Origin of the sequence: Fructobacillus sp. CRL 2054 (assembly GCF_028764065.1) — a bacterium.
Taxonomy (GTDB): domain Bacteria; phylum Bacillota; class Bacilli; order Lactobacillales; family Lactobacillaceae; genus Fructobacillus.
In genome coordinates this window covers 26,585-51,657 of the sequence record NZ_JACOFN010000008.1, presented here as the reverse complement: position 1 = coordinate 51,657, position 25,073 = coordinate 26,585, and the positions used below count along the sequence as shown (strand labels likewise).

At 44.4% G+C, this 25,073-nt stretch carries 22 protein-coding genes, 1 pseudogene and 2 riboswitches; of the genes and pseudogenes, 3 read left to right on the top strand and 20 right to left on the bottom strand.

The window, feature by feature from the left end; all coding sequences use genetic code 11:
- Positions 1-12 precede the first annotated feature (12 nt).
- The 14 genes from H7198_RS04720 to H7198_RS04655 form a co-directional block, all read right to left on the bottom strand.
- Positions 13-645, bottom strand: a complete 633-nt coding sequence (locus tag H7198_RS04720) for an NAD(P)H-binding protein (protein WP_274458630.1) — start codon at positions 643-645, stop codon at positions 13-15.
- Positions 642-1,031 (bottom strand): MerR family transcriptional regulator, encoded by a 390-nt coding sequence (locus H7198_RS04715; protein ID WP_274458629.1) that lies wholly within the window; start codon positions 1,029-1,031, stop codon positions 642-644. The genes H7198_RS04720 and H7198_RS04715 overlap by 4 nt, the downstream gene beginning before the upstream one ends.
- Positions 1,028-2,332: an MFS transporter gene (locus tag H7198_RS04710; protein ID WP_274458628.1), complete on the bottom strand. Its 1,305-nt coding sequence runs from the start codon at positions 2,330-2,332 to the stop codon at positions 1,028-1,030. The genes H7198_RS04715 and H7198_RS04710 overlap by 4 nt, the downstream gene beginning before the upstream one ends.
- Before the next feature lie 139 nt (positions 2,333-2,471).
- Positions 2,472-3,503: a zinc-binding dehydrogenase gene (locus H7198_RS04705; RefSeq protein ID WP_274458627.1), complete on the bottom strand. Its 1,032-nt coding sequence runs from the start codon at positions 3,501-3,503 to the stop codon at positions 2,472-2,474.
- A 166-nt stretch (positions 3,504-3,669) separates the two neighbouring features.
- Positions 3,670-4,950 carry an MFS transporter gene (locus H7198_RS04700; protein ID WP_274458626.1) on the bottom strand — a complete coding sequence of 427 codons (1,281 nt, stop codon included), beginning with the start codon at positions 4,948-4,950 and terminating at the stop codon, positions 3,670-3,672.
- 121 nt (positions 4,951-5,071) lie between these two features.
- Positions 5,072-5,914, bottom strand: a complete 843-nt coding sequence (locus H7198_RS04695) for a hypothetical protein (RefSeq protein ID WP_274458625.1) — start codon at positions 5,912-5,914, stop codon at positions 5,072-5,074.
- Entirely contained in the window at positions 5,904-6,245 is a 342-nt protein-coding gene (locus H7198_RS04690; protein ID WP_274458624.1) for a PadR family transcriptional regulator, read from the bottom strand. The genes H7198_RS04695 and H7198_RS04690 overlap by 11 nt, the downstream gene beginning before the upstream one ends.
- A 140-nt stretch (positions 6,246-6,385) precedes the next feature.
- Entirely contained in the window at positions 6,386-7,729 is a 1,344-nt protein-coding gene (brnQ, locus tag H7198_RS04685; RefSeq protein WP_274458623.1) for a branched-chain amino acid transport system II carrier protein, read from the bottom strand.
- A gap of 315 nt (positions 7,730-8,044) precedes the next feature.
- Complete coding sequence (gene brnQ, locus H7198_RS04680; RefSeq protein ID WP_274458622.1) at positions 8,045-9,388, bottom strand: branched-chain amino acid transport system II carrier protein; 1,344 nt, start codon at positions 9,386-9,388, stop codon at positions 8,045-8,047.
- A 284-nt stretch (positions 9,389-9,672) separates the two neighbouring features.
- On the bottom strand, positions 9,673-10,245 hold the full coding sequence (thiT, locus tag H7198_RS04675) for an energy-coupled thiamine transporter ThiT (RefSeq protein ID WP_274458621.1): 573 nt from the start codon (positions 10,243-10,245) through the stop codon (positions 9,673-9,675).
- Between the two features lie 76 nt (positions 10,246-10,321).
- Positions 10,322-10,420, bottom strand: a riboswitch (TPP riboswitch).
- A gap of 100 nt (positions 10,421-10,520) precedes the next feature.
- Positions 10,521-11,156: a TetR/AcrR family transcriptional regulator gene (locus tag H7198_RS04670; protein ID WP_274458620.1), complete on the bottom strand. Its 636-nt coding sequence runs from the start codon at positions 11,154-11,156 to the stop codon at positions 10,521-10,523.
- Positions 11,157-11,189: 33 nt separating this feature from the next.
- A complete protein-coding gene (locus H7198_RS04665; protein WP_274458619.1) occupies positions 11,190-12,287 on the bottom strand; it encodes an ABC transporter permease in 1,098 nt (365 codons plus the stop codon).
- Entirely contained in the window at positions 12,284-13,006 is a 723-nt protein-coding gene (locus H7198_RS04660) for an ABC transporter ATP-binding protein (RefSeq protein WP_274458618.1), read from the bottom strand. The genes H7198_RS04665 and H7198_RS04660 overlap by 4 nt, the downstream gene beginning before the upstream one ends.
- A 115-nt stretch (positions 13,007-13,121) precedes the next feature.
- Positions 13,122-13,982, bottom strand: coding sequence for an alpha/beta hydrolase (locus H7198_RS04655; protein ID WP_274458617.1), 861 nt, complete (start codon positions 13,980-13,982; stop codon positions 13,122-13,124).
- Positions 13,983-14,561: 579 nt separating this feature from the next.
- On the opposite strand from H7198_RS04655, the gene H7198_RS04650 reads away from it, so the two are divergent.
- Complete coding sequence (locus H7198_RS04650; RefSeq protein ID WP_274458616.1) at positions 14,562-15,902, top strand: SLC45 family MFS transporter; 1,341 nt, start codon at positions 14,562-14,564, stop codon at positions 15,900-15,902.
- Between the two features lie 85 nt (positions 15,903-15,987).
- Complete coding sequence (locus H7198_RS04645) at positions 15,988-17,673, top strand: glycoside hydrolase family 13 protein (RefSeq protein WP_274458615.1); 1,686 nt, start codon at positions 15,988-15,990, stop codon at positions 17,671-17,673.
- A gap of 62 nt (positions 17,674-17,735) precedes the next feature.
- Here the strand turns inward: H7198_RS04645 and H7198_RS04640 are convergent, their stop codons facing one another.
- The 4 genes from H7198_RS04640 to H7198_RS04620 all read right to left on the bottom strand — a co-directional run bounded on the left by H7198_RS04640 (position 17,736) and on the right by H7198_RS04620 (position 21,193).
- Positions 17,736-18,128: a tautomerase family protein gene (locus H7198_RS04640; RefSeq protein WP_091501708.1), complete on the bottom strand. Its 393-nt coding sequence runs from the start codon at positions 18,126-18,128 to the stop codon at positions 17,736-17,738.
- A gap of 90 nt (positions 18,129-18,218) precedes the next feature.
- Complete coding sequence (locus tag H7198_RS04635) at positions 18,219-19,010, bottom strand: hydroxyethylthiazole kinase (RefSeq protein WP_274458614.1); 792 nt, start codon at positions 19,008-19,010, stop codon at positions 18,219-18,221.
- Positions 19,000-20,547 carry a bifunctional hydroxymethylpyrimidine kinase/phosphomethylpyrimidine kinase gene (gene thiD / locus H7198_RS06950; RefSeq protein ID WP_345945866.1) on the bottom strand — a complete coding sequence of 516 codons (1,548 nt, stop codon included), beginning with the start codon at positions 20,545-20,547 and terminating at the stop codon, positions 19,000-19,002. The genes H7198_RS04635 and thiD overlap by 11 nt, the downstream gene beginning before the upstream one ends.
- Complete coding sequence (locus H7198_RS04620) at positions 20,531-21,193, bottom strand: TenA family protein (RefSeq protein WP_274458613.1); 663 nt, start codon at positions 21,191-21,193, stop codon at positions 20,531-20,533. Before H7198_RS04620 ends, thiD begins: the two co-directional genes overlap by 17 nt.
- Before the next feature lie 92 nt (positions 21,194-21,285).
- Positions 21,286-21,376: riboswitch (TPP riboswitch) on the bottom strand.
- A 129-nt stretch (positions 21,377-21,505) separates the two neighbouring features.
- On the opposite strand from H7198_RS04620, the gene H7198_RS04615 reads away from it, so the two are divergent.
- The gene (locus H7198_RS04615; protein WP_274458612.1) at positions 21,506-21,943 is read left to right on the top strand and encodes a MarR family winged helix-turn-helix transcriptional regulator; all 438 of its coding nucleotides are present in this window, start codon (positions 21,506-21,508) and stop codon (positions 21,941-21,943) included.
- 43 nt (positions 21,944-21,986) lie between these two features.
- Here the strand turns inward: H7198_RS04615 and H7198_RS04610 are convergent, their stop codons facing one another.
- Both H7198_RS04610 and H7198_RS04605 read right to left on the bottom strand, forming a co-directional pair.
- Positions 21,987-23,330: an MFS transporter gene (locus H7198_RS04610; RefSeq protein ID WP_274458611.1), complete on the bottom strand. Its 1,344-nt coding sequence runs from the start codon at positions 23,328-23,330 to the stop codon at positions 21,987-21,989.
- A 259-nt stretch (positions 23,331-23,589) separates the two neighbouring features.
- Positions 23,590-24,927 (bottom strand): annotated as a pseudogene (locus tag H7198_RS04605) (MFS transporter).
- Between the last annotated feature and the right edge of the window lie 146 nt (positions 24,928-25,073).

Here is a 25,073-nt window from a genome sequence, read left to right as displayed (position 1 = left end):
TATTCATTTTTATTAATAGAAGCTTGGCTTATCCATCTTTTCAGAACCGGGTTCGTAAATACCAACACTTGCCTGAATGTCTTTCTTAGGGTTAGCTAACAAATCAAAGACATACTGAACAATGGCTTGCCGACTCACCTGGGCACCAACAAAAGGTTCGCCCTTTTGTGTCGTTGCATAGGAGACATTCCCGGGCTGATTGTATAACCAAGTCATACGCATGTAGGTATAGTCCAAACCAGACTCTTCTATTTTCTTCAAATTTTCACGGCGTTCTGGTGAAACATTCCCAATCATCGAACGGTTCCACTCACCGAACTTACCGGCTACTTCACCGTAGACACCGAGGACTCCTGCAATAATAATACGCTTAACGCCGGTAGCCTTCATCGCTTTTAAAATGGGTTCCGTATCATGGTCTGAATCAACAAAGACAACGTCTTGACCGGACATAATTTCTTCGAGAAGCGCCTCATTTGAAAAGTCACCATCAACGACTTTGACACGGGGATTGCCCTGATACTGACTGAGTCGTTCATTAGCGCGTCGTGCGTAAAGCGTTAGTTGATCATTACTCTCTTTCAAAAGTCGCTCGGTCAGTAGACGAGCAATTTGACCCGCTGCACCTAAAATCAAAATCTTCATTTATCTTCCCCTTCCAATCGATCTTCAGCCTGCCGCATATGACTATCGTAGTTTTCAACCTTGAAAAGCAGGTGGTCATGTGCGGCCTGCATTTTATTAATTCGCTCCTGCATCTCTTCGGCCTGTTCAGCCAAAAGTGCCTTTCGCGCGGGGATTGTTTGATTGTCATCTTCAAAAACCATCCCCACGTATTCACGGAGTCGCTCCACCGACATCCCCGCGTTTCGCATCGTTTTAGCAAAATTTAATTGGCGAATACTCCGTTCGTTGAAGTCTCGTAAGTGGTTCTCCCTACGGGGAACCGGCATAATCAAACCAATCCGCTCGTAGTAACGAATGGTATCGTTACTTAAGCCGGTTTTTAAAGCAGCTTCTTTAATGTTCATGACTTCACCTTTCTCGTAACAAAAAAAGCAACAATGACCAAAGCAATTCCTGTAAACAGGGCCATCGAACCAACTTCGACATGGTAGGAGCTGGTTGTGGCAACAATGAGCGATAGTCCAATCGGTCCGCCAATTTGATGAGCTGTATTGGTTAATCCGGAAGCAATGCCGGCCAGTTCATCTGGTGCTTGGTAAAGACCAGCAGATGTGACAGGTGCCAGCACCATACCCTGTCCAAAGCCAATCACTAGCATTGGTAATGCAAAGGCAAACCAGTAACCTGCCGAAAGATCAGCTAAGGCGGTCCAAAGGAGTCCTAGTAGAAGGAAGAACTCTCCTGCAAGCAATACCTTATTATTACCATACCGCTTTGTGAGCTTTGGTAAAAGGAAGGATACTACAAACTGCACCAATGTCAGTGGCAAAAAGGCAAAACCGGACTGCAAGGCAGTGAAGTGATATTCTTCTTGCCAGACCTGTGGCAAAAAGAACCAGTATGGCAGCATGGCCATCATAAAGAGTAATCGAGCGGCGTATGCCCCTGAACGGACCCGGTTCTGAAAGAGACTTAGTGGCAAAATGGGGTTCTTCACCCGACTTTCAAAGCGAATAAAAATGATGAGTAAAACGAGCCCGATGGCAATCATCCAAAGCTTGTTCCCCGTTAGCCCATCAATCAATGCTGCTAATCCCAAAACTGATAGCAAAGAACCAAGGTAATCGACCTTACTGTGTTGACCAGGCTTGTTGGGAATGAATTGAATCGACAATAATAGCAAGATGACCGTGATGGGTACGTTAATTAAGAAGCCAGCTTCCCATGAAAAGAAGGTCGTTAAGCCACCACCAATCAACAAGCCTAGGCTCGAACCAATTCCAGCAGTCACACCGTAATAAGCGATTGCTCGCTCACGCATCTCCCCCTGGTAGCTATCCATCATCAGTGCCAAAGTCGATGGTGCAATGACCGAAGAACCGATACCCTGAACGGCCCGCATCGCAATCACGAAGTTCGCATTATCCGATAAGCCAATTAACAAGGAGCTCAACCCAAAAATTGTAATCCCCGTGATAAAGACCCGCTTTCGTCCTAGCAAATCCGAGAGCCGTCCTGATAGCAGCAAGAAGCCACCAAAGGTCAACGTATAGGCGTTTGAAATCCAGGATAAACTAGCCTGCGATAAGTGTAGGCTCTGTCCAATTTCTGTTGCACTCGTAAAGATAATCGAATTATCCATTAAAATGAGAAAGTAGCCCAGTAAGGTAATGGGCAAAATCATTCCAAATTTTTCTTTTTTCATATTTCTGCTTTCCTTTATTTTATAACTTATTCAGTACAAAAAACATTAAACACCTTGGAGTGCAATCCAAGTCAAGAAAAAAGATAAAAATAAATAGCAAACAAAAGGAGTGCTCAGTGGGCACTCCTTTTAATACTGCTTAAAATACCAGCAACGATTTAATTGCCTCACGCTTATCCATAGCCTCATAGGCTTTCTGAATGTCTTTTAATTCGAACTCCTTCGTGAAGACCTGACCAGGATTAATCTGTCCATCTAATACCGCTTGTAATAACAATTCGCGGTCGTAAGTTGTCACGGCTGCAATGCCACCGCGCAAGCCAATGTTCTTCCAGAACAGGTTATTGGTATTCATCATTGGATTCTGTGGAATCCCAACACGGCCAACAACAGCACCCGGACGTCCCAATTGAACAGCCGTTTGAACTGCCTGTTCAGAGCCAACACATTCCAAAATAGCATCTGCACCAGCACCCGTCAGTTCCATCACAGCCTTAACTGCTGCATCATCACGTTCTTCGACAATGTCTGTCGCACCAAAGGCCTTACCAAGCGCCTGTCGGTCTGAATGACGGGACATCAAGATGATGCGCTTTGCCCCACGTAACTTTGCGGCAATCACACCACAGAGTCCAACGGCACCGTCACCCATGACAACAACGGTATCGCCTTCCTTCACTTCGGCAGTTGCTGCAGCGTGGTAGCCGGTTGCCATCACGTCTGACAGAGTCATGAAGGACTTCAACTGATCGTCCGTATAATCTTCTGGTTGGCCAGGAATCTTAACCAAGGCCCAATCAGCGTTCTTGTAACCAATGTATTCGGCCTGGTAACCAGTTGACCCGGCTTTTCCCGGGTCTAAGCAATCTCCATCAAATCCAGCTAAACAAGCTTGGCATTCGCCACAGCCATGGGTGAATGGCGCGATGACGAAGTCGCCAGGCTTTACTTTCTTCACGGCTGCCCCAACCTCTTGCACAATCCCAATGGCTTCGTGCCCAACTTGGTCGCCAGATTGGCGCTTGGCAATTCCACGGTAAAACCAGAGGTCAGAACCACAAACAGAGGCCCGAACCGTTTTAATCACGGCATCCTTGGGTCCTTTAATCGTAGGTTTTTCCACCTCTTGCATTTCCACTTTTCCTGGTTCTACAAAAACTGCTGCTTTCATCAATGAATCCCCTTTCGACTTTTCATATTAATTTTGAACCAAATAACTAAGCATTGCAAAGTCATTTAATATGGTCCCCATCATAAACCCTGGAGTCCGGTCCAGGTCAAGAAAATGTAAAAAAGCAACCGTCAACATAACGACGGTCGCCCTTCTAGGAATTCGTTTATAAAAGTTGTTGCTTTTGCTCCTTTACCCGTACAAAGAAAATGTAGCCGAGTAGGCAAAGAATGTAAACTGCCATGCAGGCAAATGAAATGGTAATTGAGAACACATTGGCAATGGTCATAAAAATTAATTGGCCAAGTGGCAGTGTAATGGTAGTTGCCGTTGAAATAATGCTCATTGCAAAGGCCAAGTTTTTATTTGCCGTATGATTCATGACCCAAGCTGAAAACTTTGGCTGAACCTTTCCTTGAACCAAAGCTGTAAAGAACATCACCGAAAAACCAATGTAAAATGGACAGGCTGTTAAGAATGCTAAAACTAGAAGAAATACAAAGGATATTTGTAACAATAAAACAGTTGCTAGAGATCGTTTCTCTAAAAACGGAATGGGTACGATTGAGCCAAGAATACTACCTACCGCAAAAACCGTTTGCATGGTTGCAACCGAGATTCCAAAACTAATAATTTGCAAGGATGGTGTCCTAAGAAAGGCTAAAATTGCCACTTCACCGAAAGCAGCCCCCACTAATCCGGCAATTGTATAAATTGAGATATAGCGACCTAACATTGGAACCGATAAAACTTCTGATATTGCTAACTTCAAGGATTTAAAGAAGTGCTGATTGACACGTTCCTGCTCTTCATCCGCAGCGATTTCACCCTTTACCGTACCAGTAATATAGCGGGCAGCTCGGAATAGGAAAATCGCACTCAGGAGAAAGAGTGCTGCATTTGCCAGTGAAAAGATTTGGTAGTTATAGGTAAAGACTACAATCAAAGTGGAGCCAATAAACTGCCCTGCTAAAGAAATACTCTGCAAAATGCCAGATGAAAATCCAGTGACCCGTTCCCGGTCCTCATCAGAAACAAGGTCTCGCATTGTTGGCAGAAGCAAAGAGGTTGAAAAGTTCCCAATTGAGTCAGAAAAAATGTTAATTAATAATAAGATCGAAAAAATCAACCAGGTAAAGGGTTGGTTGATGAAACATGCTAATACCAAGTAACAGGCAGCCTGAATCATCTTCATATTGCGAGACATTTTAAGGGGTGACTTTTGTCGGTCCGCTAAATAACCGGTCAGCATCTGATAGATACCTGGCACAAAGTTCGCAATTCCAACGGCTGTCAGTGCCCACCCCTGTTGAGAATGACTCGGCATCATTCCGGCATAGATTACTAACACAATGTTAAATAAACTGGACCCCAAAGTCTCTGCTAGGTTTGAAAAGAACAGCGACTGGTAGCCCCTGTTTTTTAAATATGTTCCAATCGTTTGCAAACTCCCTCTCCTTTTAATCATTCTCTCATATAACATTCATATTATAAGGGATAGGCCTTTAAAAATGCAATCGAAAAGGCTATCCTTTCTTTAAAAAGGACAGCCCTCTGTATCCATTATTTTATTGATCATCGTCCTTCTTAATCCGATGTGCCTGCCAAAAGAGCATGCCCATTGAAATCAGGCTAATTAGAAGAATCAAAACGGCTAAGATAATACGTCCGTTCTGTGTCTCCAATAGGCCTGCCAGAATTGGTAAACGTGTCAGGATGCCAATCACTGCTGAGAAAATGATATAGAAGAAAATTGGCTTTGATAAGAAGCTGTGCTGAGATGTCCTGTTATAAATAGCCAGGCCAACCAAGACCAAGATGATAACGAAGATACCTAAAGTACCATCCAAGTTGATGCGGACCGGAGTCTTCAACCAGTAAGTCATCGCAAAGGTTGGGAAGAGCAAAAGCATTCCTGCTAAAATTCCAAGAATATTCTTCAACCAACCAGCTAACTTCGACACCTTATAACGATAAACCAAAGTACCAATTGTTCGTACAATTAACAAAATCGCCATGGTCATGTACATGGCCGATACGACATAGGCCCCGACGTCTATCGCCTTCCCAGGAACGGTAATGGTTGGCAAGAAGGTAATGGCCAAATAGCCGAAGAAGGTGTAGAGAATAATCTTGGCAAAAGAGATGCCGTCATTTGGCAACTTCTTCAACAAGTTATCCGCCACTAATTTTGGCGATTGACCAAAGTAGTCACGGGCCGACTCCCCGTTCTTTTGAGCTTCCAAGATATCTTGCAGGATAGCCAAGAGCTGTTCTTCCACCTGAACGTCGTCCTTCAGCCAGGAAGTAGTTCGTACATAGACGAGAAAGTCATCATAGAAGGCTTTGTTTTCCTTATTCAATCCTGGACGTAATTCGTTATTTCGTTCAATTAGATCATCAATCTTCATGCTTTGCTCCACTCATCATTAGTTGCATCGTCTTTTCAAGCTCTTGCCACTGACCAAAGAAGTCCTCCATCGCCGCCAGGCCATCCGCCGTTGGCAAATAATACTTTCGATCAGGTCCACCTTCAGATGGCCGGCTTTCACCTCGAATCAGGCCTCGCTTTTCCATTGTAGCAAGTAGAGGGTAAATCGTTCCTTTTGGTACCTGCCCTAACCCAATTCGATTCATTTCCTGGGCAATCCCGTAGCCATAGTTTGGCTCCCGTTTTAAAATCGCCAGTAAAATACCCTGTAAGAAGCCCTTCAACAGCTGACTGGAAATTGTCTGTGCCATTTATTCGTCCTCCTACTTTCAATATGGTCAGTCTACAGGAGAATGACTAGTTTGTAAAGCCTACTAGTTAGTGAATGCAACATAAAAAGCCGAACCTCTGGCCCGACTTTTATACATTTGGCTATATTTTGTACGTTTACTTATTCACCGTAAGGCTTTCTAGAAGCGGTCTTCCAGCCCATGGTAAAGATAACCCCACCAAGCGCAGGTAAGACCCAACCAAAGCCTTCTGCTGCCAATGGCAAGTGTGTGGTGTAAGCCGTGGCCATAGATGCTGCCCATGACTGAGTAGCCAATGGGGATGCACCTAAGGCATCCAAGAATGCTGGTACTGTAACGGCCAACAAAACGGCACGGTACATCACGGCGTCCTGCTTGACCCACTTGTTGGTTACACCGAGCAAAGTCAATGCCAAGGCGTATGGATAAAGCAGCATCAAAACGGGTGCTGACCAAGCGATGATGTTCGTCAAACCAGCGTTAGCAGTGACGAATGATCCGATGGCGATCACACGAAGCCAGAAAAGGTAGGACACCTTTGGAAAGACCTTGTGCAAGTCCTGTGCGAAGGAAACAAAGAGTCCCATAGCGGTTGTGAAAACGGCCAAAGTCACAATCACACCAGTAGCCAAAACCCCTACGTTACCCGTATAGTGCGTCACGATTTCTGAGAAAGCCGTTCCACCGTTAGCGGCAGCCTTCATCGTTCCAAGTGATGTAACACCAAGAAGAACAGTAGCCACATAGATTAATGATTCCATCAAGATGGCAACAAGGCCAGACTTAGCTAGGACCTTTGAAACGTTTGCCCCTTCAAAACCTAATCCACGAACGGCGTAAACAACAGAAACAGCCAAGGCAAGCAATGCCAAACCATCCATTGTGTTGTAACCATCCAAGATTCCTTGGAAAGCGGCCTGACTTTGGTAAGCATCAGTGGCGTGTTGATGCAGGTCGCCCATTGGCAAGAAGAGTGCAAGCACAAGGATTAATCCGAGCAAGGCCAAAAAGATTGGGTTCAAGTACTTTCCAACCCACTTCATCAAGTTCGACTGCTTAACCGTTAGGAAGTAAGCCAAACCGAAGAAAACGGCTGTAAAGGCTAACATCGCTACTTGGTGGTAGGCAGCTGGAACAAATGGTTCAACCCCCATTGAAAAGGCAGTTGCGGCCGTACGAGGTGTTCCAAAAAGCGGACCAATCGTAAAGTGGATGACAACCAAGAACAATGTTCCGAACCATGGTGCCGCTGGCTTGGCAATATCATAGACAGACTTGGAGTTTGTCAAAGATACCGCAAGCATGGCGAGGAATGGCAGAAGCGCCCCTGTCAAAAGGAAGCCTGCTACAGCGGGAAACCAGTTATGTCCGGCTAGTTGTCCCAATTGGACTGGGAAGATTAAGTTTCCGGCACCGAAGAACATACCGAAGATTAATGAGGCGATCAAGAACAATTGCTTAGTCGATAGTTTTTGCTTTTCCATAATGAAAAACTCCTTTAGAATTCTCAAACACCGTTTTTAGGCAAATAAAAAACCAGCTACGTTAAACGCAGCTGGTTTCAAACACATTCATCAGCTGCCTATCATGTAAAAGATAGGCAACTTAAAAAGTCAGCACCTATCCTTATGGAATAATAATGCTGATAATAATGGCTTGGTTGTTAGTCATTGAATGTGTCATTTGCTTTACTCACTTTATTTGATGTTTATATTAAAGCATGGTGAGAAAAAATTGTCAATTATTACTTAACAATAAAAAAGGATGACTGCAGTCACCCTTTTTATTTTACTTATTTATTAAGCTGTCGCCTTCTTTGGAAGAAAGGCACGGAAAATCAATGCAACAATGGCACCGATAATGGCTGGGATAACCCAACCGAATCCTTCGCTAGCAAGCGGAATGGTGTTCTGGTAAGCAGAAGCAATGGATGTAGCAAAGTCCGTCTTAGCCCATGGGGATGACAAGAGACCATCGATGAAGGCTGGGATGGCGATGAAAGCCATGATGAAACGGTAAATTATCTTATCCTGCTTAACCCACTTGTTCAAAACGGCCAAAATTGTCAAAGCCAAAGCGAATGGGTAGATAATCATCAAGAATGGTGTTGAGAATTCAATGATCTTCGTCAAACCAGCGTTAGCAGTAATGAAGGAACCAATTGTGATAACACGGAGCCAGTTCTTGTATGAAATCTTTGGGAAAATACGGTGCAAATCTTGTGAGAAGGATGCTGACAATCCCATGGCAGTTGTGAAAACGGCCAAGGTAACGATAACCGCCGTCAACAAGATTCCAACGTTACCAGTGTAGTGGTTAATGATGTTTGAAAGCGCTGCCCCACCGTTGGCAGAGATTGGCATGATACCCAATGATGAAACACCAAGGAGTGTGGTTGCAATGTAGATGATTGATTCAAGCAAAATGGCAAAGAAACCTGACTTAGCCAAAAGCTTTGGAACCTGCTTATCTGAGAATCCCATGTTCTTAACTGAGTAAACAACGGAAACGGCAAAGGCCAAAAGAGCCAAACAGTCCATTGTGTTGTACCCTTCCAAGATTCCCTGGAAGCCAGCTGATGCTTGGTACGCACCGGTAATTTTTTGGTCCAAACCACCCATTGGTAAGATCAAAGCAACCAACAAGATGATGGCAAGCAAAATCAAGAAGAGCGGGTTCAAGTACTTACCAACCCACTTCATCAAGTTTGATTCCTTGATTGACAGGTAGTAAACCATGATGAAAAAAATAGCTGAGAAAATCAACATGGCCAACTGCTGGTAAGCTGCTGGTACCAATGGTGAGATTCCCATGGTAAAAGCCGTCGCTGCCGTACGTGGTGTGGCAAACAAAGGACCAAGTGAAAAGTGAATGGCAATCAACATGATGGTTGCAAACCATGGCGCAACCGGCTTGGCAATGTCAAAAACTGACGTTGACTTTGTAAGGGCCATTCCAAGCATTGCTAAGTATGGCAACAAACATCCCGTCAATAAGAATCCAGATACGGCAGGCAACCAATGGCCACCAGACATCTGACCCATTTGAACTGGGAAGATTAGGTTTCCGGCTCCAAAGAAAAGGCCGAAAATCAGTGAGGTGATGAGTAAGATTTGTTTCTTACTCGCTTTACGTTCTTGCATAGTACTTCTCCTATTTATGAAAATTGATCATTAGAACAAAGAAAAAAGCCAGCTGCATTAGCAACTGGCTTTAGTCGAAACCTGACTCACTCAGCTGCCTACCCCTGATAGCGGATAGGCAAGCCAAAATACAGCACCCTATCCTAACGGATAACGACGCTGACGACGACGGCTGAGTTAATAATAGTCAAGTTCTTGTTCATAGTCTTTCTCTTTTCATTTGATGTTTTAATTAAAACAAAATGAGAAAGCCTTGTCAAGAATTATTTGAAATCTTTCTCAAATTAATTAGCAGGTGTCACAATCTTTGGATAAACTTCAGCTAAAATCACCAAGACAACAGCCGAAGCAATGAAAGATGGCAACATGTAGGAACCGTTATAGATGGTTGAGTAAACCCAAACGCTTTCCCCCTTTGGCGCATAGTCACCAAAGAAAACAACGGCTGATGCCGTGTGTGAAAGGAAGCGAAGGAAGGAACCGAAGAATACTCCCACTGTCAACCAAAAAGCGGCCATACCCTTTTCTTTCTTAGCAAAGGCCTTCTTAACCATGGGAACCGTGATGGCCGTAAAGCCAACCACAGTGAAGGCCAATGGATAGTCCAAGAAGGCCTGTACGGGCGTCAAAATGTAGGCCCCCAGAATCAACTTAATCATTCCAAAAAGGAAACCAGTTGTTAGTCCCCCTTTATAACCATAACGGTAGGCCATAATCATCGTTGGTACCATTTGGAAGGAAATCGATCCTCCCTCACCCCAAAGGCGGATGGACCAAAAGCTCAATACGACGGACAGGGCCGTAAAAAGAGCCATTTCAGTGATAAAACGCAAATTTTGCGACTTTGTGTTCTGCATGTTTTTCTCTCCTTTTTGCATCACAGACCACAAAAAAACAACGGATCCGAACAGCAAAAGCAGAACGAAACCATTGTTTCATCTTTTCTGTTTTCCCTACGCGTGTTCTAACACAACAGGTTCGAAGGGTCGGCTTGCGCACTCTCAGCCCAGACGGGCTCCCCTAAACGGACGTTATTTTCTTGTTGACTACATTATAGCGAAAACCTGTCAGTTTTGACAAGTTCTACAAACAAAAAAGTCAGCCGAAAAGCGACTGACCCTTTTGAATTCTTTTAATAAATTGAAGCTAACATAATTTCTTTGACTTGATTCAACCGCTTATCAGCGGCCTCATCCGTCATTTTAATGCCAATTCGGACAACCTCAATAAAAATCGAAACGAGCTGTGAAGCGAGCAGGCGGAGAATATCCTGACCATCTAGCTTAGCTTCCGGACCTGCCAACTTTTCCAAAATCTCAGTAATTGTCCAAAATTTATCGGACATACTGTTAATCAACTTTTGGACCAATTGGTCATCAATCATTAACTGAGAGACAACAATGGTCACCAAGTTTCGATTTTGCAGAATAAACTGATATCGATCCCGCAACATGAAGGTTAAGAACTCGGCAAAGGAATCATGACCAGACTCAACTTCCAACTTATCGATAAAGTCATCACCATACTTTGGCAAAATATTGCCAATGGCAAGGTCCAAGATTTGATTCAACAAACCCTCTTTATTCTTGAAGTACTTAAAGATAACCGCTTGACTCACCCCTGCTTCTTCGGCAATGGCTGCCGTTGAGGTACTAGCATAGCCCTGTTCAGCGAAGAGTTGAATAGCTGCTTGCAGGACTTTTACCTGTGCTGGCGTTATTTTCTTTTCCTTTGATAGTTCTAAAAAGTCGCTAACAATCTGATCCATGAGACTTTTCCTTCTAAATCGTAATGCTTTTTATTATACCTTACGGTAACGACGTAATCCAAAGATGTTAGCGCCAGTCAAAACGACTAGGAAGATGAGCAAGGCAACAATCTGTCCCCAAATCGTTGAGAATCCTTGGCCTTGTAGAACAACGGCGTTCATCGCATCTGCGGCGTACTTCATTGGTAGAATATCCCCGATTGCCTGTGCCCAAGAAGCCATTGAATCGAATGGAATGATTCCTGAGAAAATCATCTGTGGTACAACCACGATTGGGATAAACTGAATCATTTGGAACTCTGAGGCCGCAAGGGTTGAAACGAGCAAACCAAGTGCCAAGGCCACCATGGCTAGTAAGATGTTAATCAAGAAAAGCAAGCTGATGGAACCAAGCACTTCAACATGTAGAAGTGTAATCGTAAAGGATACGATGACCGCTGTCTGCAAAATGGCAACCAACGCGTAGGAGAGCATGTAACCGTAGACAATTTCAGAACGGCGGACTGGTGTTGCCAACAAGCGGGACAACGTTCCGGTTGTACGCTCTTTCAAGAGTGAAATTCCAGAAATTAAGAAGACAAACATAAAGACGAAGAATCCCATGAAGATTGGCATAATCGTATCAAAGAAGGTTGTGTTCTTATCTCCGTAGTTATACTTTTCAGAAATTGAAACCGAGCTTGTTGCAGCTGGTTGCTGTCCAGCCTGAGTAGCTAGGACAACGTTTTGCTTAGCCATCGCTTCGACTTTGTTCTTAGAGAAAGTAGCATTAATGACCTGACGGGCCATTGATGTCTTCGAAGCATCAGTATTACCATAGCGAATCTGATACTGGTTGGTACCAGTCTGAGTCAAGATGGCATCGATATCCTTATCCTTCAAGGCTGACTTGGCCTTATCTTCGGAATCATAGGACTTCGTGTGCACATGGCTTGTATCCTTCAAGGAATCAGTCACAACTTGCTCCACACGAACGGTACCAATTTCAACGGAGGGTGTCGTGTTCAAAGTAAAGACGTAGTTTAGCAAAGTCAAAATCAAGACTGGCGCTAGAAACATCATGGCCAGAGTTCGCTTATCGCGCATCAATTCCATTAAAATGCGCTTTGCAATTGCAAGTGTTCGTGTCATTCTGTTTCCTCCTCTGCCTTCAAGAAGACGTCTTCTATGCTTGGCACACCGTACTGTTCTTCCAACTGCTTTGGACCGTCGTTAGCGATAACACGGCCACCCATTAGAAGGGCAACACGGTCAACCAATTCGGCCTCATCCATCACGTGAGTCGTAACCAAAATGGCGTGTCCCTGCTTCTTCATTTTATGAAGCTCAGCCCAAATCTGACGACGAAGTGCTGGATCAATTCCAACCGTTGGTTCATCCAAAACAAGCAGCTTTGGGTCGCCCAATAGGGCGATAGCCAAAGACAAACGACGCTTCATACCACCGGAAAAGCCAGAAACCGCTTGGTCTAAGAAGTCCCCTAATGAAACCACACCGGCAACGCGGTCGATTTCCGCATCCAAGTCTTTCTTATCAATACCACGCATTTCCGCGAAGAACTTTAAATTAGCACGGGCTGTCAACGCTTCATATAAGGCATCAGACTGAGCCATGTAGCCAATCTTTCCTAATAGTTCGCGCTTGGGCATCGCTTCCCCAAAGACATAGGCCGTACCAGCATCCGCCTTTTCAACACCCAAAGTTACATTAATAACCGTTGACTTACCAGCCCCAGAAGGTCCTAACAAGCCCAGGATTTCACCCGTTTCAAGCGACAAGTCAACATCCTTTAGTACTTTTAAGTTACCAAATGACTTGGCAACCTTTTCCAAAGAGATAACTTTTTCCATAATTGACTCCTTTAATTTTAAGTAAGTGATTACTCACTCACTAATATACACCCCTAAACTTTACTGTCAACATTAGCTAACAAAAAAAGGAGGACATTTGTCCCCCTTTTGTCGGTTATTTTTTCAAGAATAACAACATAGCAGCATCAACTTCCTTATTTTCATGAAGCTTTGAGTGCTGGCCGTCAGCCCCTGTGATCAACTTTTCTTCATAAGATGATGGTGATTGGACGAAGTACTTGAGTGATTTTGACGAGTTATTATAGACGGTCGTATCGTTTTGACCACTTCCCTGCGAGTTCCCATAAATGTTGAGAACCTGCACGCGATGATTCTCATAGTAGTCCCTTAATGGTAAAAGTCGCTTGTAATAAGCCGTTTGAACACTTGGCAAACCAGATTCGTAAACCGTTGCCTTAGAGTCTGGCTCAGTCAGCATCAAGCCATTGTAGGTCCCGGCCAAATCAATCTGCTTTTTAACAACTGGCAATGACGAGCTGTCCGCCTTCGCCGTGTCCATTAAGTAGTAGGCAATGGCCATATTTCCCATTGAGTGGCCGACCAAGTTCACGTTGTCGACCCCTTCCTTCTTTAAATTGGTCATAATCGTCTTGACCCAGTCGGCAGTCTTATTAAAGTCTTGGCTTTTATTACTATCAAATTGCACCAAAATCAAAGGATTCTTGTCCGACTTTTGTATGGTCCGTCCCATCGAAACCTGACCATCTTCTGACACGGTCACGTTGATGCGCCGGTTCGAATAGCCCTCTTCAACCAGGTACTGAGCCATCGATTTTTCGGCGTTACGTGAAGAACCATAACCGTGGAAGAAAACAGTTGCTGTCTTTCCAGATACATCCGTTTTCTCCGTCCTTGTACTCTCGCGGTGGGCTGCCAAAGTCTGGTAGGCGGCATAGCCAATCAGTATCAGCAAGGCCACAATCACAATTGTCATAATATGGCTGTGTTTTTTCATCTCAATCCTCCGTTTATCTGTTTTCTATTATACATGTTTCCGATTTTGACCATCTGACTGTTCGACTAACGAGCAATTTGTGCAAAACGATTTGTATATTTAACCGTCTTTTTTGAACAAACAAGTACAAATAACTTAGAAAAAGGCGAAAATAAAAAAGAATTTTCACCTTCAATATTTTCCAATCTCTGCCTTGCTCACCGTTTCTCAATTTAATAAAGTCAAAATCATGTTTTCAATTCTTGTTATGAAAACGAGAATATTTCTTTTTTATTTGATATAAGCGTAATTATCCTAATTTGTGTAAGCGCTTTCATTATCTTTTTTAACGTGCTAATCTACCGGTACAGACATGGAGGAAAAGAATATGTCACATAGAAAAGATGAAACAAACAAGCATCTTGATGCCCCGCCTGACCTTCAAAATGGTCGTCCGTACCATGAAATTCAGGGAACTGAATATGTAAGATTTATTCTCTCAGAGGGTTTTGAGAATCCTGCCTTTTCTAGGCTACTGGCGCTTAAGAAAAATTGGCAAGCATGTCAAGTAGCCCTCATCAATAGCTACAGGAGCGAGCAATGAAACAAGAAAATTCGGTTACACAAAAATCTCGACCTCGATTAACGCAAAAACAAATCTTCATGATGACCTTCGGTTTCTTTGGGACGCAAATTGCTTTTGCCATGCAAACCGGTACCATGGGTCGTATCTTTCAAACGATTGGAGCCGACCCTAACAAACTAGGATTTTTCTTTATCCTACCCCCACTTGCTGGTTTGGTTGTCCAACCCCTCGTTGGCTACTTTTCAGATAAGACCTGGCATCCCCGCTTCGGCCGCCGGATGCCCTACCTAATTGGTGGAACCGTTGTGGCCATGCTGGTCATGCTATTACTTCCCAATGCTGGATCCCTTGGATTTGGCTATGGTTCAGCAGCTGCTTTAGCCTTTGCAGCCATTGCCGTCCTTTTCATGGATTTGGCCTGTAATGTTTCACAGCAGCCCTTTAAAATGATTATTCCAGACATGGCAAACGAAGAGCAATCTCAAACGCTCTGGTCCATGCAAAACGTCTGGGGTTCCCTCGGTTCCTTGACTGCCTTCGGGGCACCAATCCTTTTAACAGCATTAGGAATTGCAAACACTGCAAAAGAAGGTGAAGTTCCTGCTTCCGTACGAGTTTCCTTTTATGTAGCAGCTGCTGTTTTAGGACTTTCAACACTTTTTACCATCAAGAACGTCAAAGAATATTCACCAGAAGAAATGCGTAGCTTCCAAACGGCAGAAACAGCCCCTACGGAAGAAAAAGTATCACTCTGGCAAATTTTAAAAACAGCACCTAAGAACTTTTGGCGCTTGGGAATTACGGCTTTCTTCGTTTGGGTCGCCATCCCCTACATGTGGACATACTCGACTGGTGCTTTGGCAGAAAACATTTGGCATACAACGGATCCAACAAGCGGTGCTTTCCAAGCAGCCGGTAACTGGTTTGGTCTCTTACAAGCCGTCTACTGTGCGGTTGCCATCATCGTTGGCCTGTTCTTCACTAAGCTAACCAAGCGCACACGACGAACTGCCTATACCATTTCCCTATTCTTAGGCGCAATCGGTTTCTTGCTCATCGCCCTTGGCCACAGTAAGAGCCTTTCCATTCTAGCTTTCGTTCTGTTCGGTATCGCCTGGATTGCCATTATTACCGTACCCTTTACGATTTTAACCAATTCACTTGATGGTAAGCATGACGGAACGTTACTCGGACTCTTTAACTGCTTCATCTGTATCCCTCAAATTGTGGCTTCTTCAGTCTCATTTTTGATTCTCCCTGCAGTTGGCGGATCAATGGCCAAGATGTTTTATATCTGTGCCGGTGGCTTCCTGCTCGGTGGATTAGCTATTTGGCTAGTCAAGGACGAAAAGTAGACGCATCTAATAAACTTCGTTATAATGGCATTCAATTGTTTTTATGACCTAACCCAAAACATTACCTTAATATGGAGGATTTATCATGACAACGAATCAAACTAAGTGGTGGCAAAAGGCCGTCGTTTACCAAATTTACCCCCGTTCATTCCAAGATTCCAACAACGATGGAATTGGTGATTTGAAGGGAATTGAATCACGACTCGACTACGTTAAGAAATTAGGAGCCGACGTCATCTGGTTAAATCCAGTCTATGACTCACCAAACGAAGATAACGGTTATGACATCTCAGACTACGATGCCATTAACCCAGAATTCGGTACCATGGAAGAATTCGATTCATTACTTTCTGAAGCCCATGACCGTGGCATCAAGATTGTCATGGACTTGGTCGTTAACCACTCTTCATCACAGCACAAGTGGTTTATCGAGTCAAAGTCCTCAAAGGATTCTGACAAGCGCGACTTTTACATCTGGCGTGACCCAGTGGATGGACACGAGCCAAACAACTGGGGTTCATTCTTCTCAGGTTCAACTTGGAAGTATGATAAGAATACCGGTCAGTACTACCTCCACCTCTTTGCCGAAGGACAGCCCGATTTGAACTGGGAGAACGACAAAGTTCGTCAAACCATCTTTGACATGATGAACCGCTGGGTGGATAAGGGAATCGATGGCTTCCGAATGGATGTTATCTCCCTTCTGTCAAAACCAGAAGGTCTTCCTGATGGTCCTGTTGCCGAGGGTGCAGAATACGCTAGCTCAAACGACATGGTTGCCAACGGTCCTAAGATTCACGACTACATTCAAGAAATGCGTCAAAAGGTTTTGAATAACGCGGACATCATGACGGTTGGTGAAGCATCAAACGTTGATATTAAAAATGCGAAGCGTTATGCAGCAGCCGATGGTTCCGAATTAAACATGGTCTTCCAGTTCGAGCACATGGATTTGGATCAAAACCCTAATCCTAACCTTGGTAAATGGGACAACGCCCCTCTTTACCTTCCTAAGTTAAAGGAAAACTTGACCAAGTGGCAAACAGAGTTAGCTGGTGTTGCATGGAACTCTCTTTACTGGGAAAACCACGATCAACCACGTTCTGTCTCCCGCTTCGGTTCAGATGCACCAGAATTCCGTGTGAAGTCCGCTAAGATGTTAGCAACCCTCTTGCACTTTATGCAGGGAACACCATACATCTACCAGGGACAAGAAATTGGAATGACCAATGCCAACAACTTGGCCTGGGAAGACTTTAACGATATCGAAATCAAAAACGCCCGTAAGTACCTGGTGGAACGCGATGGCTTGATTGATGCTGATACCCTCCTCGACTATGTTCACTACAAGGGTCGTGACAATGCACGTACCCCAATGCAATGGACAAACGGTAAAAACGCTGGCTTTACCGAAGGCACTCCTTGGTTGAAGCTCAATGATAATTTCGACAAGATTAACGTTGATCAAGCATTGAATGATGAAAACTCAATCTTCTACCACTACCAACAACTCATCAAGTTCCGCCACGACTTGGATATCGTGACAACGGGTAGCTACGAACTCCTCGACCCAGAAGACGAACAGGTTTACGCCTACAAGCGTGTTGGTGAAGGCGAAGAGTTACTTATCATTAACTCATTTGCTGAAGAAACACTTGAACGTGATTACCAAGTGCCAGCAAACGCTGAACTCCTAATCTCAAACTACCAAGATGACATGGGCAGAGAATTACGTCCATACGAATCAAAGGTTTACCGTATTCAAAAGTAAGTAAGAAAAAACCGCTGAGTCTAAACAGACTCAACGGTTTTTTATCTGGATTGCTTTACTAATTAGAGGTCACCATTAATGAAGTGGTTGCGACCCATACCAAATGACCAGTCTTCGGCATGATTGGTTGCAAAGGTAATGATCACGTCTTCTGGACGGACACCCGCCTTCTCAGAAAGTGCGGCGACCAACTGCTTCGTAAAGGCCTTCTTTGCTGGCATTGGACGTGGCGTTGACAAAACAGTGAAGAACAAGGCCTTCTTTGTCCGGTCATAACCCAAACCAACATCTTGCAAGCATAGTTCGTAGTCTTCGTGTTGTGTCACGATTTGGAAACGATCGCGGTCAGGTAGTGACAACGTTTCCTTCGCAACGTCAAAAGAAACTTGCATCAAGTTCTTGATTTCGTCTGGTGAATATTGCCCCTTCACCATATCAATTTTCATAAGTGGCATAATCCGACTCCTTTTGTCTAATACAATATCTCTACCTTAGCACAAACAAGAAAGAATCGTCTTATAAAATTTCAATTTTAATCGTTTTGATTAAGACTTTTTGATGTTTGCTTGTTTTATAAGTTCTTCATCTGTTAAAGTAGCCAATTTGTCCATTAAAGCGTTTTTAAAAGTCGCAGGTCCTTCCACACCTGGGTGCTTAACCGCAAAGTCTGCTGCTACCGGCAAAATGCTAGCAGCCTGAACCACCTGTTCAAGCGAATGTCCCTGGGCCAAACCCAGTGCCAAAATACCGTCTAAAGCATCCCCCATACCAACGTTGACCGCTAAGTCAGGGTGCCCGTTATCAATTTGATAAACCGTTTGACCATCCGTGACAACATCGACCGCACCGGAAATGACGATAATGGCACCCGTTTTCTTCGCATAGGCCTCAGCGGTTGACAGTGCATCAGCTTCACTAGTCGAATCGATTCCAAGGGCAGAAGTCTCGCCCGATAGTAAGGCTGCTATTTCACTGAGGTTACCACGCATAACGGCTGGCTGGACTTGATCAACGAGGTCTAAGGCTTGCTTACGACGGTGGATTGAAGCACCTGCTCCAACTGGATCAAAAACAACCGGCTTTGAAAACTTTTTGGCTGCTGCTCCCAAATGAATCAGACGCTCGTGCCCGGCAGCCGTTATCGTCCCCATGTTAATGACGACAGCAGAAGCCAAAGCAACCAGGTTGTCATCATCGCGCTCGTCATCTCCTACCAAAGGTGAACCACCTAAATAGGAAATCACATCCGCAACTAACTGTTCCGTCACGTGGTTTCCGTTCATCATGACCATGGCAGGTTGCTGGTGCATGGTTTCTAGAATTTTATTATTTTTCATGATTTTTTACATCCTTTCCAGTGAATTGGGCGACCGTTTTCTCTAAATTTTGACTCTTAGTAAAGGCCGAAATTGCAGCTAGTCCATCAGCACCAGCTGCTCGAATTGCTTTGACGTTCTTTTCAGTCACGCCACCGATAGCCACAACTGGTAATTTACTGGCTTGCTTGACCGCTGCCAAGCCTTTTAACCCAATCGGCGTCTTGGCATCTTTCTTAGTTGTTGTGGCAAAGACTGGCCCAACGCCAATATAGGACAAATACTGTTGGACTTTCCTATTCTCCTGCTCCTCTGCTAGGTTGGAGACCGAAAGGCCCACCAAAAGCTGAGGGGCCTGCTTTGCGATATCAGCCACATTGCTGTCTGACTGTCCAACGTGAACCCCATCCGCATTGACCGCAATCGCTAAATCAACATCGTCGTCAATAAAGAAGAGGACCTGGTAGGCCCGACAAATACTAGTTAGCTTCTTTGCAATTCTCAACCGCTCTTCAAAAGTCTTCTCTGCCCCACCTTTTTCACGGTATTGAACTAAGGTAATACCTGCAGCACAGGCATTCCGAACCGTTTCAAACAAGGCCTGCTCCGAACCCCCAACGTTAGCTAGCCCCACTACAAATTGGCAGGACCAGGCGTCTGCTCTCAGTTCCTTACGGAAAATATTTGGGTCAGTCCATTCCCCATGGTTCAGTGGACCGTGTCCGTGACCGATGTAGAGGGGCTGGCCGATAATCTGGTTCATGTAACGGTGGGCCATCAAAATTGCATTCTTCAAAGACATGCCCTTCGCAAGCTGAGAAGTAATCGCCGCCGATAGGGTGTCCCCAGTTCCATGCTTACGCTTACCTTGGACTTTTGGCCCGGTTAAAACAAAGTCTTCATCGCCTAAAGCGATGTAGTCGACTACTGTATCGCCATCTAGGTGTCCGCCCTTTACCATGACGTTTTTAATACCCAGCGCTTGAATCTTTGCTGCTGCATGTTTCATGTCATCCAAGTTATCAATGGTCATCCCCGACAGCAATTCGGCTTCGGGGATGTTTGGCGTTACCAATTCCGAAAGCGGTAGCAATTCCTCCTTCAAAGTCTGAACGCCCGCCTCGTCTAATAGAGCAGCGCCACCTTTAGCCACCATGACTGGATCTACCACTAGATGATCAACTTTGTGCTGGCGAACATTACGTGCCACCGCTCTCACCGTCTCCGCATCAAAGAGCGCGCCCGTTTTGGCCGCACGTACATCGAAATCCGCCATCAACGAAGCAAATTGCGCATCAATCATCTCAACCGAAGCAGGCATGGCAGCGTCGACACCCAACGTATTTTGGGCCGTTAGTCCGACGACCACGGTCGTCGAAAAGACCTGATGAGCCTCCATGGTCTTCATATCAGCTTGAAGTCCCGCTCCACCACCGGAATCAGACCCGGCAATCGTGAGCGCTATCGGGTACTGCTGGTCACTGGCCGTAAAATCAAAGCGCGCGCTAGCATCAAGAATGGCTTGATTCTCAAACTCCAAATCATCCCCGCTTGTCATCTTCCACCTCCATGGCCTGGGCAAAGAAGTCGTTTTCAAATTGAACGGACTGGTAAAAGGCAGTCAGGCCCTGCTGGCGAACATCTTCTGAGACTTTTTCAGCCTCTTTATCCAATGCAGCTAGTAAGTCCCGGGTCACCTGACCGTCCGTTCCTTTATAGAAATCAAACCAGTTGAAGAATGGATTATCAGGCTTCATCTTGCCATCTGTAATCAGACGTTCCGCCAAGTAACCATAAACATAGGGGCAACCAGCCAAGGCGGATAGTGAAATGAAGTTTTCCTTCTTGTCCGATTCATCCAAGTGATTCAAATAGCCAGTCGTGGCTGGCAGCCAGTCTTTCACAACCTTTACTTTGTCAACATTGGCCATCTCTTTTGCCAAAATATCCATCATCTGGTGTGGCTCTGTATCCTGATCCCCCTGAAACTGCAAAAGTGATTTTGTTTCAATCTTGTAAGACTGCAAGACCTTAGTGAACATTGGCAAAAAGTGGTCTAAATAAATGTTGTCCTGATAAATATAGTTCAACAAGGGACCCGGCAGTACCTCGCCACGCTCACAAGCTTGAATAAAGTCATTCTCGTAAAAGCTTGGTAACGCCTCTTTCATCACACCTTCCATTTGCTCAACATATGTTCCCATGACATCCTCCTATGGCGTTTCTGCCAGAAATTTTTGACAATAAAAAAAGTCCCCGGCTAAAAGCCAAGGACGTCATGAACGTTAAAAAAGACAGTATCCTGCCAAATCGTTCCCTGCGTCCGTACTAACGGCTTCAGGTTCAATGGGTATAATCTCAGCACAAAGGCACCCCAAGATTTCTATTGTCGAAAAGAGTATAGCATAGCCCGAACAAATTAGACAACTAGAAAATTTATTAAACATTTCCCTTGTCAGATGTAAAAAAATAGTTAAAATAATAAGTATACTTATCAATAAAAAAGGATGATTCTCATGGCATCGAATGAAGAATTACAAGCTTTCCAAAACTCGACTTCACAAACCTTTTTCGCCCTTTATACGGACTGGTTTCGACAAATTAAGAGCCAACTGCGACGTATTGGCCTCACTCACCCACAAGTTCAAGTGCTCGCTGCTCTGCAGGAACTAAATCATCAGGAAGATGAAGTGACCCAAGTCATGGTGGCTAAAAAGTCAAACATCGACCCAATGACCGCCTCGGCTATCATCACTAAGTTAGCCCGCGAAGATTACCTCGACCGCTTCCCTGGTAAAAAGAAAGCCCGTACAAAAGCTCTTAGCATTAACGCAAATGGTCAAGAACGCTTGGACAAAGCCTTAGCCATCCTAGCCGACTTTGAAAAGGACTACTGGAAAGATCAAAACCCCAACCGCCAGGCACTCATCGAAGCTGCTAAAAAATCACTTTAAAAAGAAAAAACCGTTGAGAATTTCTCAACGGTTTTTATTTAGCTTATTTGTTAACTGATGCTTCCAAAGCACGAACCTTGCGTTCTTGGAACACCAAGGCAATCAACAAGACGATTGCAAAGGCAGAAGCAAAGTAAATGACGTTTGAGGCCATTGACCAACCGTGCTTACGAACCAATGAACCGATCAAAGCAGTCGCGATTGTTTCTCCAAAGATGTACTGGAAGAATCCCATAAATCCGGCTGACAATCCAACCGCATAGTGAGGCACCGCTTCGTTAATCATCAACCCAACCAAAGTGATTGGTGTGTAAATCAACGTTCCCATCAAGAACAACACAACAACAAGAACAGCTTGGTTAGCAGTTGTGAAGTAAAGGACCAAACATCCCAACAATCCAAGAGCTGAAATCAAGCAAATCATGGCACGACGTCCATCGAAGAAGTCTGATAATGCACCCAAAGCAATGACACCTGGTACCGCTGAAACTTCGAAAATTCCGACAAACCACTTTGCCCAAGTAACTGAGAAGCCCTTTGTTGGCAAGTAAGAAGGAATCCATGACATCACACCGTAACGAATGATGTAAAAGGACATTGATGCCAAAGTCACCATCCAAACAACCTTGTTCAGCAAGATGCTGTGAAGGAAAGTCTGAAGGAATGGCACGTTTGTCGTGTCCGCCGTCGTTTTCTCACCCTTAGCATCAACTTCCACGTAACCAGAGAAGGTTCCGATGTCGGGAAGACCAACACTTTCAGGCTTGTCCGTGTTAATCAAAAGCATCAACGTGGCCAAGATTGCTGAAATCACTGAAGCTGTTACAAAGACAGCAGTCAATGAACCAGAGAATAGGAAAGTCGCCATTTCAATTGACAAAACACAGCAGAAGGCCCCTGCGTTGTGAGCAGATGACCAAATTGAATAGGCAGTTCCACGGCTCTTCTTTGAGAACCAAATTGAGATTTGACGCTGACAGGCCGGTGCTCCCATGGCCTGTGTAATAGCAATCAAAGTCATCAATACCAAAATCACTGGGAATGACTTGGTAAAACCAATAATTAAGTTAAAGAAAGCAGACAAGTACAAACCTGTTGCTAAGAACCAACGGGCATTCAGACGGTCAACCAGGGCTCCCATGAAAATCTTTGAGATTCCATAACCAACACCAAAGGTTGATAAAATCAATCCGATTTGACCAATGTCAAAACCGTAGTGGTCCATAATGGATACTTGTTCCGTGGTAAAGACCAAACGAATAATGTAGTAACCAATGTACGAAAAGGAAGTTGCTAAAAGCACTCCCAGCTGACGACGCTTGTACTCAGATTTAATCTGATCCTGCGACAACGTACGGTCAGCTTTCTTGCTGTTAAAAGAAAACATCTCTCATCCTCACTGTAAAACTCTCTCTAAAACAACCATTACAAAAATGTAAAGGCTTACACAACAAAATACTATTCTAGATAAGAGATAAGATACTGTCAACCTTCTTTTTGCCACTTTTTACTGTCTGTAACCCTTTTCATTTTATATTTTTAAATCATAATTCCCTTGTATTTTTTATTTTTATTTAAAAATATACATTAATATAAGAACAAATAAAAAGAAGCTTTAGCAATATTCTAAAACTTCTTTTCCACATTTAACGATTTGCTGCCTCTTCCATCACCCGCAATTGCTTTTCTTTAAAGACTAAGGCAATTAAAAGTGCAATCGCTACAATGGCCGCAAGGTAAATCACGTTGGATCCCATCTGCCAACCGTAAGCCTTAACCAAGATACCAATCAAGGCAGTGGCAATTGTTTCACCGAAGATATACTGGAAGAATCCCATGAAACCAGTTGATAGCCCTAAAGCATAGTTTGGTACTGCTTCATTAACCATCAAGCCTACCAGAGAAAGTGGCGTGTAAATCAGCGTTCCAAGTAAAAAGAGCACGATAATCAGTACGACGTGGTTCTCCGTTGTGAAGTACACCACCAAACAGCCAAGCATACCTAATGCTGATACTAAACAAATCAAGGCTCGCCTTCCGTTTAGTACATCCGACAGTGCTCCTAAGGCAATCACCCCTGGCACCGCTGACAATTCAAAGATTCCAACAAACCACTTGGCCCAGGTAACGGAGAAGCCCTTCGTTGGCAAGTAAGATGGAATCCAGGAAAGAATACCATAACGAACGATGTAAATTGACATCGAAGTCAGGGTTACTAACCAGACCACCCGGTTCATCAAAATACTGTGTATGAAGATTTGGCCAAAGGACTTATCCGTGGTCTTTTCTGTCCGTGCCTGCCCTTTTCCGTCCACTTCGACATAACCAGAGTGTGTGGCAATGTCTGGTAGGCCAACACTTTCTGGTGTATCCGTGTTAATCAAAAGCATCAATGTAGCAATCAAGGCCGAAAAGGCGGAGGCAACCACAAAGACCATCGTCAAAGAACCTGAAAACAGGAAGATAGCCAACTGAATGGACGCTACACAGAGAAAGGCGCCAGCGTTATGGGCGGATGCCCAAATTGAAAAAATGGAACCGCGGTGCTTCTAAGAGAACCAGAGGGAAATCTGTCGCTGGCAGGCCGGTGCCCCCATTGACTGCGTGACGGCAATCAAGAGCATCAGTGCCAGAATGACATAGAAGTTCTGGGTAAAACCAATCAGCAAGTTAAAGAAAGCTGATAGGTATAATCCGATTGCTAAGAACCAACGGGCGTTTAACCGATCGACTAAGGCACCCATAAAAATCTTGGCAATGCCGTATCCTACTCCGAAGGTTGACAGTATCAACCCAATTTGTCCAATATCAAAGTCGTAGGCCTTCATAATATGGACCTGTTCGGTCGTAAACACTAATCGGATAATGTAGTAACCGATGTATGAAAACGACGTTGCTAGCAAAACACCAGCCTGTCGACGCTTGTAGGCTGCATTGATTCCAGCCTTTGAAACTCCTTGATAAAGCTTCTTTCCTTCAAACATAATCTCGTCCTCGTTTCAAGATGTGGAATGAGGCTTGGGCTGGTCGATTCGATGCTGACCGGCTTCTAGCCCCGGGATTAGTCAGAATGCATTCTTTTCATGACTTTAATTAAATTTTATATAGATATTTTTAAACTGTCAAAGCC